15 protein-coding genes and 1 pseudogene are annotated in these 15,954 nt (G+C 32.2%); all 16 read right to left on the bottom strand.

The genetic code is table 11. From position 1 onward, the window contains the following. Positions 1-100: 100 nt before the first annotated feature. The 16 genes and pseudogenes from J5E45_RS10290 to J5E45_RS10215 all read right to left on the bottom strand — a co-directional run bounded on the left by J5E45_RS10290 (position 101) and on the right by J5E45_RS10215 (position 15,937). The gene (locus J5E45_RS10290) at positions 101-901 is read right to left on the bottom strand and encodes an alpha/beta fold hydrolase (protein WP_039068853.1); all 801 of its coding nucleotides are present in this window, start codon (positions 899-901) and stop codon (positions 101-103) included. Beyond that, a pseudogene (locus J5E45_RS10285) lies at positions 858-1,602 on the bottom strand (HAD family hydrolase). The gene J5E45_RS10290 and the pseudogene J5E45_RS10285 overlap by 44 nt, the downstream one beginning before the upstream one ends. 70 nt (positions 1,603-1,672) lie before the next feature. Continuing rightward, positions 1,673-2,623 (bottom strand): FecCD family ABC transporter permease, encoded by a 951-nt coding sequence (locus J5E45_RS10280; protein ID WP_039068949.1) that lies wholly within the window; start codon positions 2,621-2,623, stop codon positions 1,673-1,675. A gap of 284 nt (positions 2,624-2,907) precedes the next feature. Beyond that, positions 2,908-3,792 (bottom strand): ABC transporter substrate-binding protein, encoded by an 885-nt coding sequence (locus tag J5E45_RS10275; RefSeq protein WP_039068856.1) that lies wholly within the window; start codon positions 3,790-3,792, stop codon positions 2,908-2,910. Positions 3,793-4,025: 233 nt separating this feature from the next. Beyond that, entirely contained in the window at positions 4,026-4,646 is a 621-nt protein-coding gene (locus J5E45_RS10270; protein WP_101050516.1) for an endonuclease III domain-containing protein, read from the bottom strand. 162 nt (positions 4,647-4,808) lie between these two features. Beyond that, complete coding sequence (argS, locus tag J5E45_RS10265; protein ID WP_069792763.1) at positions 4,809-6,476, bottom strand: arginine--tRNA ligase; 1,668 nt, start codon at positions 6,474-6,476, stop codon at positions 4,809-4,811. Further along, positions 6,477-6,890: a YwiB family protein gene (locus J5E45_RS10260; protein WP_069792764.1), complete on the bottom strand. Its 414-nt coding sequence runs from the start codon at positions 6,888-6,890 to the stop codon at positions 6,477-6,479. 623 nt (positions 6,891-7,513) lie between these two features. Further along, positions 7,514-8,026, bottom strand: coding sequence for a YwhD family protein (locus J5E45_RS10255; protein ID WP_069792765.1), 513 nt, complete (start codon positions 8,024-8,026; stop codon positions 7,514-7,516). A gap of 262 nt (positions 8,027-8,288) precedes the next feature. Next, the gene (locus tag J5E45_RS10250) at positions 8,289-9,593 is read right to left on the bottom strand and encodes an HD domain-containing protein (protein WP_172643896.1); all 1,305 of its coding nucleotides are present in this window, start codon (positions 9,591-9,593) and stop codon (positions 8,289-8,291) included. Positions 9,594-9,621: 28 nt separating this feature from the next. Next, on the bottom strand, positions 9,622-10,101 hold the full coding sequence (locus J5E45_RS10245; protein ID WP_039068864.1) for a GNAT family N-acetyltransferase: 480 nt from the start codon (positions 10,099-10,101) through the stop codon (positions 9,622-9,624). 191 nt (positions 10,102-10,292) lie between these two features. After that, positions 10,293-10,835, bottom strand: a complete 543-nt coding sequence (locus J5E45_RS10240) for a flavodoxin family protein (RefSeq protein WP_069792766.1) — start codon at positions 10,833-10,835, stop codon at positions 10,293-10,295. A 264-nt stretch (positions 10,836-11,099) separates the two neighbouring features. Then, the gene (locus J5E45_RS10235; RefSeq protein ID WP_039068866.1) at positions 11,100-12,035 is read right to left on the bottom strand and encodes an aldo/keto reductase; all 936 of its coding nucleotides are present in this window, start codon (positions 12,033-12,035) and stop codon (positions 11,100-11,102) included. 409 nt (positions 12,036-12,444) lie between these two features. Further along, on the bottom strand, positions 12,445-12,786 hold the full coding sequence (locus J5E45_RS10230) for a YuzB family protein (protein WP_069792767.1): 342 nt from the start codon (positions 12,784-12,786) through the stop codon (positions 12,445-12,447). Positions 12,787-13,166: 380 nt separating this feature from the next. Further along, positions 13,167-14,135 carry a sugar phosphate isomerase/epimerase family protein gene (locus J5E45_RS10225; protein WP_039068867.1) on the bottom strand — a complete coding sequence of 323 codons (969 nt, stop codon included), beginning with the start codon at positions 14,133-14,135 and terminating at the stop codon, positions 13,167-13,169. Between the two features lie 19 nt (positions 14,136-14,154). Then, complete coding sequence (locus J5E45_RS10220) at positions 14,155-15,201, bottom strand: Gfo/Idh/MocA family protein (RefSeq protein ID WP_069792768.1); 1,047 nt, start codon at positions 15,199-15,201, stop codon at positions 14,155-14,157. 19 nt (positions 15,202-15,220) lie between these two features. Further along, positions 15,221-15,937 (bottom strand): ThuA domain-containing protein, encoded by a 717-nt coding sequence (locus J5E45_RS10215; protein ID WP_107550182.1) that lies wholly within the window; start codon positions 15,935-15,937, stop codon positions 15,221-15,223. Between the last annotated feature and the right edge of the window lie 17 nt (positions 15,938-15,954).

Here is a 15,954-nt window from a genome sequence, read left to right as displayed (position 1 = left end):
AATAGCGTACTATCTAAATTATAAACTTCAATTTTTATCTTCAAACAAAAAACAAACCAAATGCTAAAATTAGCTTTTGGTTTGTCTACATTATTGCATTTTAATACAACATTGTTGGCTCATTTTCTTTAATAAATTTAGATACAACATCTACAAATTTTTCTTTTTCTTCTACAAATGGATATAATCCGGAAGCTGTAAAAACTTCAAATTTCACTTCGCCAATATAGTCTCCTACTTCTTTCGCTTCAACTACTGTAGTTCTCGCTCCATGTTGGCCCGCAACAATTAAAGTCGGTGAAACAACTCCACTTAAATAACGCATAATATTATTATCGTTAAATGAAGCTTTTACTGCATATAATTCTGCTTTTGTCGCAATGCTATTTGTGTCATCTACTTGTTTTAAGAATTTTTTAGCTTTGCGCTTAGAATAGTATAAATGCTTATCTAAGAATTTTTGTTGTGATTCTTTATCCCAATTTCTAATTTGATCAGCATACTTACGATACAAGCGTTCCTCTGGTGACATATCACTCAATAAAGTCGGGTTGATTAACGTTAAAGAACTTGTCATATCTGGATATAAAGACGCAAATGATACTGCAACAGAAGCACCTAATTCATGACCAATAAATGCACACTGAGTTACATATAAGTAATCTAACAATGCTTTAATATCCTCTGCATATGTTTCAAAATTAATTTCATTTGGTTTATCTGAATAACCATGGCCACGTAAGTCTACTAACACCACTTGATTATTCTTGTTAAATTTTTCTTCAATATCATTAAAAACAGTTAAATTATCTAAAGCAGTGTGTATCATCACTATGACATTGCCTTCTCCACTTGTTCTATAATTTAAGGCTACACCATCTCTTGTTGTAAATAGGTTCATAATTATCTCCCTTTCTTTGTAATAGGTAATATAGATAACAGTTCTTCAGTTGTATTGATTGTAAAGTCTACTTCTTCTGGTAAAGGCTCTAAATCAACTGTTTCTTCTTCTTTAAACCAGACACTAATCATTCCCATGGCTCTTGCTGGTGCTACGTCATTTAGTGGATCATCACCTACATACATTGTTTCTTCAGGTTTTGTACCTAATTGATTTAACATATCTTCGAAAATTTTCGGGTGTGGTTTGCGATAACCAACAGTTTCTGAAGTAGATAAGTAATTTATAGCATCTTCTACACCTAATGCATGCATTCGATATTGCTTAATTTTAGATTTGCCATTAGCTATAACACCCGTTAAATAGCCACTATTTGTTAATTTTTCTAACGTATATAATGTGTCGTAATATGGAAAGACATAACGATAAAAATGCATCTCAAAGTCATGAAATAAATCTTTCCAAGTTAACCGATCAACATGAAAATCTTTAATAATCGCCTTATACAGTTCTGGTTTATCGTGATCTTCGTCATCGTCTAGCTCAATAAATTTACTTTTAAAATCTTCAAGTTGAATGCGCACCAAGTAATCATGGAATCGTTCATATTGCTCTTCAATAAATTTTTCACGTGATTTTTTTCGATCTAAAAGTGTTCCTTCTAAATCGAACACGACCGCTTTAACTTGTGTTAAGTCCATCATCATAACCTCTTTATAAACATTTTTTCAAACAAGCAAATTTTGCTTTATATTTTTTAAACATCACTATCTAATCATAAACACGGGATTGTGTCATCATAATATAAAATAATACTGGAATACCAAGTAACGCTAAAATAATACTAGCTGGTATTTGGAAAGGATCCAGCAATGTACTCCCCAACCAATCTGAGAGCACCATGATTGTACCACCTATCATCATGTTCAGCACCATTTGTTGACTTAAATTATAATGTACACTATTTCTTCTTACAAGTTGAGGAATAACCATCCCAATAAATCCTATAACCCCCACATACGCCACAATCACTGCAGTCATAATAGAAGCAATTAATAATGTCATATAAGTTATACTTTTCACATTTAGTCCTAATGATTGCGCACGTAAATCTCCAAGTTGCAATAATTTTATTTTGGAAATCATACCAAATAGCATTATCACACTAATAACGGTTACGGCGCCACTATAAATTACTTCATTGTATTCTGCAGATGAAAATCCACCAAACATATAATTTACAATATTCTTCATTTTACTTTGATTAAATATAATCAAAACATATAAAAACGCATTAAATAGTGCGCCTATCATAATTCCAGCTAATATTAATGTTCTAATTGGATAGCCTTTTGACATGGCTGTAGTTAGAGTGATTACTAGGATAAGTGTAATTATACTAAATACTACCGAAAACATTGGCAACCATATAAAGGAAACACCTAAGACAACAGCTAACCCTGACCCAAATGTTGCACCACTCGCGAGACCTAAAGTAAAGCTATCTGCTAAAGGATTATTTAACAGTGTTTGAAACATATGTCCTGCTAGCGTTAAGCTTATTCCTGCGAGTAATGCTTGCAACATTCTAGGCATTCTTACTTGATATAAAATTGTTTGGGACAATGCATCACTTACATGTCCAATCCCCCACATTAAACTTAACAAGATGCTTGCTATAAGTAGTATTGACCATATTATGATTGCTTTATAATATCTCATTTCTTTCCACGCCACGCTTTCACTGACATTCTCAATAATTATAATACCACTGGTAATTAACACTATATTTAATCCTGTGATTTTCTGTTAAATTAGAAAAAGAAAGCGGAATATAAATCTAAACTTTTGATTAGATTTATATTCCGTCCCTTACAATTTACGATCAACTAAAATGTTAAACATTCTAGCGAAGAAGTATGTAATACTCAACACATCTCACGCTAGGTGTTAAGTTTAATATTTCTTATGATAGTTACTTTCTAAACAACGGATATCTATTATACTTATTGTTTATAAATAGCATCTCTTAAAGCTTTCAATCCGTCATCGATTCTTGGTCCTGGACGTGAAATTTGATCTCCATTAATCGCTTCAATATTATTGTTTTTCACCGCATTAATTTCATTAAAACCGCCACGTTGATCTATAATTTTCTCATATTCTGATTTTGAAATCCCCATCGTAGAAATCAAAATATCAGGATTTTTCTTAATAATATCTTCTTTACTAATTTTTTGCCATCCTGTTAAATTAGAAAAACTGTTATCTACTTTTAATTGAGTTAACATATCGTCAAAAAAAGTTTCTTTACCTGCAGTATAAATTTCTGGCTCAGATGATACCTCCATAAATACTTTTTGGGCTTTAGCATTTTTAGGAATAGAATCTTTAACTTCTTTAATATTTGCTTTTGTTTCTTTTACAAGTTCCTTAGCTTTTTTATTCTTACCTGTGACTTCCCCTATTTGACGAAATGTCTTATACATTTCATCAATGGATTGGGCATCTTTGACATATACAACTTTCACGCCACTTTCTTTGAGTGAATTGAGTATTTTACCACTCGTAGACTTTTGGGATTCATGCGCTAAAATCAAATCTGGTTCAGCCTTCAACAAGGCCTCTTTATTTAACTTCATTGCATCAAACTGTTTTTTATCTTTTACCTCTTTTGGATAATCATCTACAGTTGAAACTCCAACCACCCTGTCGCCTAACCCTAATTCATATAAAATTTCAGTATTACTCGGTATCAAAGATACAATTCGTTTATAATCATGATTTTCTGACTGCTCTTTCTGTTGTGATTGATTAGAATTTGTTCCACATGCTACTAAAAGTATGGCAATAACAATAAAAAGACTTACTATTTTAAATTGCTTTTTCATTTCTTAAACTCCTATTATTATTTTTCTTTTATCATACCAAATTTCTAGTTATTTTTATTTATTTTTTTAAAGCATTTTGTTTCAAATTAAGGCGCATATTTACAATACTACAACTGTAGAAAGATCTCTCACAGTTTCTAGTAATTCTAATAAATTTTATAATCTTACTTAATTATAATCGAAATAATTTGAACGAACCATAACTGCCATATACAAATTCTTTCAAATTAAAGTCATCGTACAAAATATTTTTCAAGAAAATCAACTTTGTGTGGCCCACTACCATTAAAATATTCTTTACCGAAATTATCTAACAATGCATGAAATTCATTTGCATCTTGATTCGTAAAGCTATCTGGCAAATCGATATGTTTTTTAAGCTTTTCGTAACTCATAGTGTGATCATAACCCAATTTATAATATATTCTTCGCGTATAACTATCAGGTATAAATTCAATACCATCAAATATATAGACAATCAAAACGTCAGCAGTCTCACTACCGATGCCTTTTATACTTAACAATGACTTTCGAAGATTTTCTTGAAAATGTTCATTAATGACTTCATAATCAAAATCAAATTGCTCTAACCAACTCAATAAAGCATGAATTGTTTGTGCTTTACTCTTATAGAACCCACTAGACCTTATAATTTTTTGCAACACTTCTATTTCTAAATTCAGTATTTTTTGTGGTTCTAATGAAGTATTTAATTTGAGAGATTCAATTGCATAAGCTGCGTTTCTCCAATTTGTATTTTGAACTAAAATTGCCCCTAACATTATTTCAATCTTAGTGTCGGCCGGCCACCAACCTTGTGGACCCATGTGCTTATATAATACTTGATATAACATTTTGGTATCTAATCCCACTTGAACATCCCCTAATTCTTTGAGTTTCTTGCTACTTTTAACATAATAAAAAGAGCTAGCACGATTTATTAATTGTTTTTAGTAAGCTAATATCAGCCTACTCAAAAACAACAATTTTCATACTAGCTCTCCTTTATTTACACACTACATTGATTTTGGTGCAGTTACACCGACTAAATCAAGTGCATTGTGCAATGTAATTCTCACTGCATCTACTAACGCAATATGTGCTTTTGTCTTATCTTCATCGTCTGTAAGTACTTTTTCAGCATTGTAAAACTTATGGAAATGTGAAGCCAAATCTTGAATATAATTTGTAATTCTATGTGGAGCTCTATTCGTAGCAGCGCTTTGTATCGTCGTCTCAAATTCAGCAATTTTTTTCAACAAGTCAATTGCTTTATCATTTGTGATAAGTGAATAATCTGCGTCTTTAGAAGGTGTAATACCTCTTTCAGCTGCTTGTTTCAATATTGAACAAATACGCGCGTGTGCATATTGCGCATAATAAACAGGGTTATCTTGTGATTCTTGTTTAGCAAGTTCCATATCAAAATCAAAGTGTGTATCAGGACTACGCATTGTTAAGAAATAACGCGCAGCATCTACACCTACTTCATCCATTATTTCACGTAAAGTGATGGCATTACCTGTACGTTTACTCATTTTAACTTCTTGTCCATCTTGCATTAAACGCACCATTTGCATAATTTGTATCTCAAGACGTTCACTATCAACACCAAAGGTTTCAAGAGAAGCTTTTAAACGGTTGATATAACCATGATGGTCAGCACCAAATAAATTGATTAAAGTATTATTGCCACGCTCAATTTTATCAAAGTGATATGCAATATCTGGTAAGAAATAAGTATAATTACCGTCATTTTTGATTAATACTCTGTCCTTATCATCTTTAAAATCAGTAGTACGTAACCATGTCGCACCATCTTTTTCGTAAGTATAACCAAGTTCAGTCATCTTATTAAGTACTTCTGTGATTTCGCCTTTTTCATATAAAGTTGTTTCACTGAACCAACTATCAAAATGAGTATTAAAATCAGCTAAATCTGTTCTTAATTTTTCCATTTCGTAATCGACGCCTAATTTTCTAAATGTTTTAATACGTGTTTCTTCATCTAGATCTTTTAATTCTGGTTGTTTTTCAGCTAAGTCTTTACCAATATTAATAATATCTTTTCCGTGATACCCGCCCTCAGGCATTTCAAATGAGTAATCACCAAGTGCTTCAAAATAGCGTGCTTCAATAGAACGAGCTAAATTTGTAATTTGGTTACCAGCATCGTTAATATAATATTCTCTAGTTACGTTATAACCCGCTGCAGTTAAAATGTTTGCTAATGTATCCCCAACAGCTGCATTACGCGCATGACCGATATGTAAATCTCCAGTTGGGTTTGCTGACACGTATTCTAATAATATATTTTCACCATTTTTTTCTTCTGTACTTCCAAAATCAGAACCTTTATCTATAGCTTCTGAAATAATAGCTGTTAGATAAGCGTTATCTAAATAGAAATTAATAAAACCTGGCCCAGCAATTTGCACTTTTTCAACATTTGCTGCAGTTGTATCTAAATTGTCTACGATTGCTTGTGCAATTTCACGTGGATTACGTTTCGCAATTTTCGTTAAAACCATTGCAATGTTCGTTGAATAATCACCGTTTGCAGTATCTTTAGGGATTTCAACTTTAATTTCTGGAATTTCACTTGCGTCTGCGAGTTGCGCTTGTTGTATACTATGATTGATTTCTTCAATCAACGTTTGTTTTACTTGATCAATTATATTCATTTACGGCGTCTCCTTATAAATAATTTCATATTGGTAAGAACCCATTTTTTCTTCATCTTGAATTAAATCATAATGCACTTTCAACTTACCGCCATCTTCTAATACAAAATGTAAAATAGAGTGTGTTCGTACAGTTAACGGAATGCGACCACCACTTATTTCATATAAAGTAATTGTATCTTCACCTTCAACAAAATGAAGATTCATGTTGATATCACCTTTACGAATAATTTTCACACCAGATTCTTCGATTTTAACAGTCACATTTACAGTCATTTCATTAACTTCTTCTTGATAACGTATAAATTCAGCTTTTCGTTTTTGCCAAGTGCCTTGTGTGTTCACATTGAATTTTTCTTTATTGTCAAATTGTTTAACAATTTGTTTAGTTTGGATATTAACATTGTTTTCCAATGTACGTTTCACCCTAATCTTTTAAAATAATACACACTATTATAGCATACTTAATATGCGCATTACAGTTGAGAAAACGATTTTTATCATAGAAGCACTTTCTCTAAACAACGTATATCTATACAAAATAAAGAAATTATATAAACAAACTCTTGCATTACATACATATGAAATAAATCATATTCCCTAGATATGATAAAAGTTAGTTCACTATGAAGCCACAGCGTATCAATATCAAAACTGAGGATGGAACGTAAATCCCAGAAAAATAGCACTCAGATGATTTAATTCAATACTTCGTATTATTGGCTCGTTTTCTTAGAGGGCAGCTTCAGCCTGTAATCTTCAGCTTGTCCAGTTCCCTCAAGAGTCTCGCCAAAACACCTCACATTCATATGTAATTTTACATTAAAATATTTTAAAAAATAAGGCCCTTACGTATAATTTAATAAACACGACTAAACTAAATTAACGAGCTAACTATAATCAAAACAATAATGAAAAAGACAATTTCTATTTTATTTCAATAGAAATCGCCTTTTTTCACTAATATAAGAACATTATGTCCCAGATTCGACAGCAAAACCTTAACAAAAGGCTTAACTGTCTCCTCATACCATCAATTATTTATTTCCTAAGGTTTCATGTAATAGCGCTTTGGAATTATGCCACATCTCTGCATTGTGTGATTTAAGGAATTCTCTTAATACAGCTTTATTTTCTTCACCAATATGGTCTATTTCGATTTGATGTTTCATTGATTTATCCATCATATTAACGTGTTCAGGCATACTCTTATACCCTCTACGTATACTTTTGTTCACCAATAAATAACAAGCTGTAACACCAGCATAATATGGGCCATTTTCTCCTCTTTCGGTTGTAACCCAACATAACCAGTACGGTTTCGCTTCGTCACCTTCTACTACTTCTTTCTCTTTAATCCATTTAACGCCTTTTTCAACACTTGAACGTGCATGCATGCCACCAATATCTATGAAAGCTTCCTTGTTTTGAACATCTAAAAAAACAGGTGCTACGTTGTCTAAGCTAATTGAACCTATATTTGTACCTTTATGCCCGTCTAGTGGATCATTCTTGATAATATTGAACTTAAATCCTTTATTTTCAGCCATTATCGTACACCTCCCACATTTACATTTAATTTGTAATAGCTCTTGAGTTTAATCATTTATTGTTTATTAAATATTGAGTTTAACAATGATGTTTTATTGTGTTAAGTATAAATACAAATGTAAATCATCTTTAATCTAACTACATGTATAAAGTCTGATTACAGACACCGATGTCTAGTAAATTACTAAATCGTTAGCTCTTAAACCCACATTTGATTATTTAATTCACGCCTTAACTCATATTCTACAACCCTACTTCAAATTAATTCAACTCATCTAAAATGCTATTGATAGCATTCTTTATTTCGTCATCTTCTATTTGAGAAATCAATTCCTTAGGATAATATAATTTGTAATCTTCTCTATTAATACCAGTAATACTGTGAATAACCAACGATTGGCTGCTTATTTCACGAGTTTTACCATTTCTTTTTAGAAGATGTATCGGTTTTCTATCAGACCCCGGTCTGTCATAATCATATGGTAAATCTGAGAAAGATTCACTTACGAAATAATAGTTTGGATCAATGCCTGCTTGAATAAATAAATCCGTTAATTCTGTAATCGTTATAATAGAACCATCAAATGGCATATATTTAAATAAATCACGATTAATGAAACGGCGAGATAAGTCACTCAAGATCGGATCATCTTCTTTAACCCAAGCTTTTAAGTAATATAATACAACAGCTTCATCTAAATCAACGTATTGTTCGATTGTCATAGATTCTTCAAAGAAAGGTATGAAATCAGTCGGATACATTTTGAATGTGTAACCTTCGTTATACAATTGTTTCGCTCGTTTTAAACAGTTATTTAGTAATACTTCGCCACCTCTACTTACCGGATGAAAGTATATTTGCCAATACATTTGATAACGGCTCATGATAAAGTTTTCAACTGCGTGCATACCACTCTCTTTAATAAGCACCTCATCTTTAGAAGGTCTCATCAGTCTTAATATACGCTCCATGTCAAATTGGCCATAAGATACGCCTGTAAAATAAGCATCACGTTGTAAATAATCCATTCTATCTGCATCAATCTGAGAAGATATCATTGAGATTACTAATTTATTATCATGTGTTTTGTTAATTACATCCGCTACTTGTTGTGGAAAGTCTTCTGACACACGCTTTAAAACTTCGTTAACTTCAGTTGGTCCAGTGATTATCGCTTGTGTAAAAGCTTCATGATCTGTATTAAATATTTTTTCAAAACTATGTGAAAAAGGCCCATGTCCTAAATCGTGTAATAAAGCTGCACATAAGGCTAAAGGTCTATCGTTATTATCCCAAGCCTCACGTCCATTAAATGAATCATCGATTATTCTACGCACTATTTCATATACACCAAGTGAGTGACCAAATCTACTATGTTCAGCTGTGTGGAATGAGAGATATAATGTTCCTAATTGCTTAATTCTTCTCAAACGTTGGAACTCTTTTGTTTTAATCAAATCCCAAACTACTTGATCTCTGACATGAATGTACCTATGAATGGGGTCTTTAAACACTTTTTCTTCTGGTAATTTTTGTGTAGCATAAGTTGTAAAGGTCAATGTCATTCTCCTATTCATATCTATACTGCGCAGGTTACTTTAATGTTTTACGCATTAAAGCTAAATCCATTGCCTCTCCATACATTACATGTGTGTAAGAACGGAGTTTTTCAAAATCTTTTTGCTCATAAAATGACACTGCTTCATCATTTTTATTATCGACTTCTAAAAAGATTTCATCATATTTTCCTTCAAAATAATTCAACCCTTCAGTTAACAATTTCGAACCATAACCATGGTGTTGCCACGATGGCCTCACATAATGTGCAGATAAAAATAATTCCGTACCATATATGAACGTCGCAAAACCAATAATCTCATTGTCTTCTTCTACAACTAGGAATAATTGATCTTCTAATCGTTTAAGTAAGTGTTGACCATTATATGAAGCAGCCAATAGCTCGTTGACCGTTTTAGCTGCGTAAATATTCAAATAAGTGTTATACCAAGCTTTCGTTGCTACATCTCTGATGCCCACAACATCTTCGGGTGTTGCTCTTCTAATTTCTTGCATGTCGCTCTCCCCCTATTTAGATAGGTAATAATAGCTACATTATAACATAATATTTGTATTCAAAATACTTTATCTCGTTTGATACAAATAGCTGATTATAACGCGTTTTCATTTCAGTCATCTATTGCTTATGTGATTAAAAAGTCCGAGACACGTAATTATGTCTCGGGCTTAAACTATTTGTTATATATTTACTTATGTTGTAATGTTTGTTGCCACTCTTGGGCACGTGTTAATGCGTATACATCTTTTTCTATGTCCCCAGGTCTTTCTGCCGTGCCTATAATATAGCCCGATAAGCTTGCGCCTAAAAATTCCAAACTATATTTGACTTGTGTAATACAAGGTTTAGCTTTGACTTTAGGGCAATCGCCGCCCACAATAATCAATCTAAAATCTTTTTCTGCCATTTTTGCTTTAAAGTCTTTATATCTTGGATCCATCAACGTTTCAGACCAATGATCAATGAACGCTTTCATTGATGCTGATAAGCTATACCAATATATTGGTGAAGCAATAATAACCGTATCACTTACTAACACTTTATCTATAATGGTTTTGTAATCATCTTCGTATGATTCTATAGTGGTATTATCGTGTCTTACATCTCTCACAGGATTTAATTGATGTTCTGTTAAGTCTATCCATTCATAGTCATACCCATCTATGGCCATCTTAGTTAAATGCGCAGTATTTCCATCTGGTCGACTGCCCCCAAATAACACTGTAATCATAATAATCTCCTTCTACTACTAATTTAAAAATACATCATGTAAAAATCATAAATATACAATTCCATAAATTTTCTAAACTTAATTAATAATCCTACACTAAAAAGTCTAGTTTATAAACAGTTTAATGAAAATAGATTGAAAAATTAAATTATTTGCTCAAAATCAGAACTTTTATCTATATTATAAATGCATATTTTTAGAAATAAAGTTATAAATATAAATATAATAAGACAAACTAAATTCTAGCTTGTCTTATTATATTTATTATTTTACAGGAAATAATTCTTCTATTTTATTGATTTCATCTTCAGTTAATTTCACATCTAACGTTGTTAAATTATCAACTACTTGATTTGGACGTTTTGCACCAGGTATAACAACATCTAATGATGGTCTAGTTAAATAGAACGCCAATACAATATGTGCTACATCGACTCTATGATTATCAGCAATACCACGTAATTGATCCACTTTGGCTAAGTTCTCTTTATATCTTTCGCCTTGAAACTCAGGGTTTTTTGCACGTAAATCATCAAAAGTTGTGTTTTCATTATATTTTCCAGCTAATAAACCAGAAACTAATGGGAAGTATGGAATAAAGGTAATATTATTTTTACTTGTGTAATCAAAAATATGCTCATTTTCGCGGTTTAATAAGTTATATTCCATTTGCACAACATCTACATAGCCATCTTTATTAGCCTCTTTGAGTTGATCTAAGTTAAAATTAGACACGCCTATCGCTTTAATTTTACCTTCGTCTTTAAGTTCTTTTAAAGCAGCGACCGCTTCATTTTTTGGCGTGTTATCATCTGGGAAATGTATATAATAAACATCTATATAATCTAGTTGCAGACGTTTTAAACTTTGTTCAACTTGCTCCTTTAAAAATGCAGGGTCATTCGACATTTTCACATTCTCTTCATCATCAAAATAATGCGCGCCCTTAGTAGCAATGGCATATTCTTCGCGAGTGAATTCTTTTATAGTTTCTCCTATCAATTCTTCAGAACGCTTTGGCCCATAGATAAATGCTGTATCAATTAAAGTTATGCCATTTCTAATTGCAGTACGTACTGTTTCCATACCTTGTTCCTCATCCAAATCGTTATATAAATTGTGACCACCTACAGCATTAGCACCAAATGCTATTGGATTCACTTTAACATCTGATTTTCCAATTTGTACTTTTTTAGTCAATATCATCCGACTCCTTCGTAAAAATTTAAAATCCACTTTATCATTATTTCTGTTACTTAGATTTGTAATTAGTTACTATTTCAAATAATGAGTATATTGATTCACATTGTTCTTTTACCCATTTTCAACAATTTTAATAATGAGAAATATGAGAATTTTATATATTTTAAATTTAGCACGGTTTCGTTGGGAAACTAAATAAATTTGCTTATTAAACAACTTAATTAGATATGTAATTAATACTTAAACGTCTCAAATAATAATTATATTCTAAACTATTTTTAGATACATCTATAAAAAACACCCTAAAAGCCAGAATCTTAATTCTAACTTTTAGGGGAATCCTTTTTTCATTATTTTCTAATATGTTAAATCCGTTTTATGTAATTACTTTATAAACTCATGTAATTTATTGCGTACTTTTACGTTTCGCTAATTTCTCTTTAAGTTTTCTATCTTGCTCTTCTTTACGACGTTTACGTTCTTCATTTCGTTTTCTCAAACGTTCTTCTTCTTCAGGATCTCTTGGTTTTTGTAACTGTTTTACCACTTTTTCCATGAGCTCATCTTCTGAGAGTGCCGATAATGGACGATTATTAACAAAAGCAAACGTTTTACGTCGGCCTGGGCCACAATATGACTGACAGCCGATTTCGATTTCAGCGTCAGGGTCTAATTTAGTCAACTTTTTTTCTAAAGTTTTGCAATTTACAGCTTGGCAATCATCACAAATCAAAAATTTATTTTGCAACTTTACCCTCACCTTCCTTATCATTGACTTTCCCATATTTCATATAATCTATAATATCATTACTTTTATTTAAGATTACATATATCTCAAGCTACATTCTATTTTATGTCTCTTTCCATCTACAACTCTAATTATTTTACCCTTTTTAATAAAAATTTCAAGTTCTTAATTTAGTAACTTTTTTGTTTTATTTAAGTTAAATAATGAAATGGAAGCCAAATAAGGAAGCAAATTTAAATTTGCTTCCTCCCCCCCAATTTAATAAATATATTATTAATACTTACTAAGATTTCTTATAACTATAATTATAGTTATATAGTAAATCAATACTCCGAAATAGCGTCGAAGGTCTTCTCCATTTAATATTAAATATTTTTGGCCTACGTCCACCATAAATCTGGTGCAGGATTCTCAATATTAATTGACTTCAAATTATTAACTGCCTTATTAAATCCTTCTTCAATAGACATTATAGGGTCTTCATGTTCTATACTTACAACATAATCGTAACCATTTATCCTTAGTGCACTAATCATATCCCCCCACGCGTGAGTATTATGACCGTATCCTACTGTCCTAAATGTCCAAGCTCGAGTCTGTACATTGCCATAAGGTTGCATGTCTGTCAGACCATACATATTTACATTTTCTTGATCAATGTATGTATCTTTTGCATGAAAATGGTGAATAGCATTTGCTTTCCCTAATATTTTAATTGCTGCAATTGGCTCAATACCTTGCCACCACAAATGACTAGGGTCTAAATTAGCGCCAATATATTCATTAGTAGCTGTTCTTAATTTCAACATTGTATAAGGTGTATGTACTAAAAAACCAGCATGTAATTCTATACCAATTTTCACATCATTTGATTTAGCATATTCTGCCACTTTTCGCCAATAAGGTATAAGTTTTTCTTCCCATTGCCACTCTAATATTTTAGTATAGGCTGTCGGCCATGGGGTTACTGGCCAATTCGGATATTTAGCTGTTTCATCTGATCCTGCAACACCGGAAAAAGTGTTAACTACGGGTACATTTAAAAGTGAGGCTAATTTAATTGTTTTAAACAAGGTATCATGTGCTTGTTGGGCTTCTTTTTCATTAGGTGAAATGGGATTGTTATGACAGCTAAAAGCACTAATTTCCAATCCACGTTGATGAATCGCTTCAATGAAAGCATTACGTTGAAGTTCGTCTTCTAGTAAGTTATCCATCGGACAGAATTGATTACCAGGGTTACCTCCTGTTCCTATTTCCACCATTTTGACTCCAGCATTTGCTACATAATCTAACATTTCTTCAAATTGTTTATCTTGGAATAATACAGAAAACACACCAATTTTCATAAATAATCCTCCTTTAACATTATAACTCGTTCAATTTAATACTTTGACCAATTTCACTACTTCGATAAATTGCATCTATGATCTTATTTATTTTCAATGCTTGTTCTGGTTGTACGATAAGTGTTTCATTACCAAGACAACTATTTACAAAGTTCTGAGCTTGTCGTTGTGCCGCTATACCTTCATCATGTTCTGCATATGCTTGTTCAGTAAAATAAGTCCCTAATTTAGGTCGATATATTTCAAATGGATATAAATTCAGACCGCCATCAACGCCAGAAATACTTAAGTGTTTTGTGTCTTCTTTTATATTTGCTGACCATGAACACTCAAATTGAAGTGTTGAATGATCATTAAAAGATATATAGCTTGTCACGTGATCATCTACATCAAACTTTTCATGATCAAATGGACCCCAATCATTCAATTGATTTGGTAATTTGCTAAGACGATTATAAGTTTTACCTAACACCTCTTTAGGTTCAATGTCGTTTAGTAACCAAAGTGACAAATCGAGCATATGACAACCATAATCTATTAGACTACCGCCACCCTGCAACGTTTTATTTGTAAACACACCCCATCCAGGGACTTTACGTCTACGTAATGCTTGTACACGGGTAACTAAAGGATCACCTACTATACCACTACCAATAGCTTTTTTTGCCGTAATCGCTGCATCTGTGAAGCGATAATGATATCCTATTGCCAACAATTTACCAGCTTGTTTTGCGGCATCTACCATAGCCTCACATTCAGTTAAATTCATGGCCATTGGTTTTTCGCAAAATACATTAACTCCTGCTTCTAAAGCAGCAATACTTATCTCCGCATGAAATTTATTTGGTGTACAAATAGCTACTGCATCAACTTGTTCAAACATCGTATAATATGATTCATGAATATTTTTAATATGAAAATCATTTGCAACATTTTTTGCCAATGCTAAATCAACATCTTGAACTGCCACAACATCCACTAAATGATTTAAATTTTGAAAAGCTGGAATGTGTCTGTTACATGCAATGCCACCGCATCCAATAATACCCACTTTTAATTTATCCATAAGTAGAAAACTCCCAATATTATTTTTTTGATATTTGTTCTAATGGTTGTGCGTTTCCATATTGATGTCTTGGCGTATTACTGTGAAATGCCCACTTCACAGCATTCTTAATAACCTTTTGCACATTTACATTGTAATAGGTAGGATAGGTTTCATGGCCCGGTCTAAAATAAAATATTTTCCCGTTGCCTCTTTTAAAAGTTGCTCCACTTCTAAAGACTTCTCCACCTTCAAACCAACTGATGAAAACTGTTTCGTCTGGTGATGGGATATCGAAATGTTCTCCGTACATTTCTTCTTTTTCAAGTTCAAAATATGAGTCAATTCCTTCAGCGATAGGATGCGTGGGATCAACAACCCAAAGCCGTTCTTTTTCATCTGCCTCTCGCCATTTAAGGTCACACGATGTGCCCATTAAACTCTTGAAAATTTTTGAAAAATGTCCTGAATGTAAGACGACTAATCCCATACCTTCTAATACTTTCTGTTTTACTTTTTCTACGACTTCTTCATCAACTTCTTCATGTACTTTATGCCCCCACCAAATAAGTACATCTGTTTGTGCTAACACATCATCTGTTAAACCGTGCTGAGGTTCGTCTAACGTTGCTGTAGTCACAATATGATCATCTGTTAAAAATGATGCTATTACATGATGTATACCGTTTGGATAAACAGCCTGTACATCTTCACTTTCTTGTTCATGTCTAAATTCATTCCATATTGTAATATTCATAAAATACCTCCATAAGC

Origin of the sequence: Staphylococcus shinii, from assembly GCF_017583065.1 — a bacterium.
GTDB classification, from domain to species: Bacteria; Bacillota; Bacilli; order Staphylococcales; family Staphylococcaceae; genus Staphylococcus; species Staphylococcus shinii.
This window is presented reverse-complemented; position numbering and strand designations above follow the sequence as displayed.

What these genes read in the sequence shown, in the direction of transcription:
- J5E45_RS10225 (WP_039068867.1), bottom strand. Translation starts at nt 14,135, where the DNA reads ATGAAAATTGGTGTGTTTTCTGTATTATTCCAAGATAAACAATTTGAA.
- J5E45_RS10245 (WP_039068864.1), bottom strand. Translation starts at nt 10,101, where the DNA reads ATGCAAGAAATTAGAAGAGCAACACCCGAAGATGTTGTGGGCATCAGA.
- J5E45_RS10215 (WP_107550182.1), bottom strand. Translation starts at nt 15,937, where the DNA reads ATGAATATTACAATATGGAATGAATTTAGACATGAACAAGAAAGTGAA.
- J5E45_RS10270 (WP_101050516.1), bottom strand. Translation starts at nt 4,646, where the DNA reads ATGTTATATCAAGTATTATATAAGCACATGGGTCCACAAGGTTGGTGG.
- J5E45_RS10250 (WP_172643896.1), bottom strand. Translation starts at nt 9,593, where the DNA reads ATGACATTGACCTTTACAACTTATGCTACACAAAAATTACCAGAAGAA.
- J5E45_RS10275 (WP_039068856.1), bottom strand. Translation starts at nt 3,792, where the DNA reads ATGAAAAAGCAATTTAAAATAGTAAGTCTTTTTATTGTTATTGCCATA.
- J5E45_RS10240 (WP_069792766.1), bottom strand. Translation starts at nt 10,835, where the DNA reads ATGATTACAGTGTTATTTGGGGGCAGTCGACCAGATGGAAATACTGCG.
- argS (WP_069792763.1), bottom strand. Translation starts at nt 6,476, where the DNA reads ATGAATATAATTGATCAAGTAAAACAAACGTTGATTGAAGAAATCAAT.
- J5E45_RS10220 (WP_069792768.1), bottom strand. Translation starts at nt 15,201, where the DNA reads ATGGATAAATTAAAAGTGGGTATTATTGGATGCGGTGGCATTGCATGT.
- J5E45_RS10290 (WP_039068853.1), bottom strand. Translation starts at nt 901, where the DNA reads ATGAACCTATTTACAACAAGAGATGGTGTAGCCTTAAATTATAGAACA.
- J5E45_RS10255 (WP_069792765.1), bottom strand. Translation starts at nt 8,026, where the DNA reads ATGGCTGAAAATAAAGGATTTAAGTTCAATATTATCAAGAATGATCCA.
- J5E45_RS10280 (WP_039068949.1), bottom strand. Translation starts at nt 2,623, where the DNA reads ATGAGATATTATAAAGCAATCATAATATGGTCAATACTACTTATAGCA.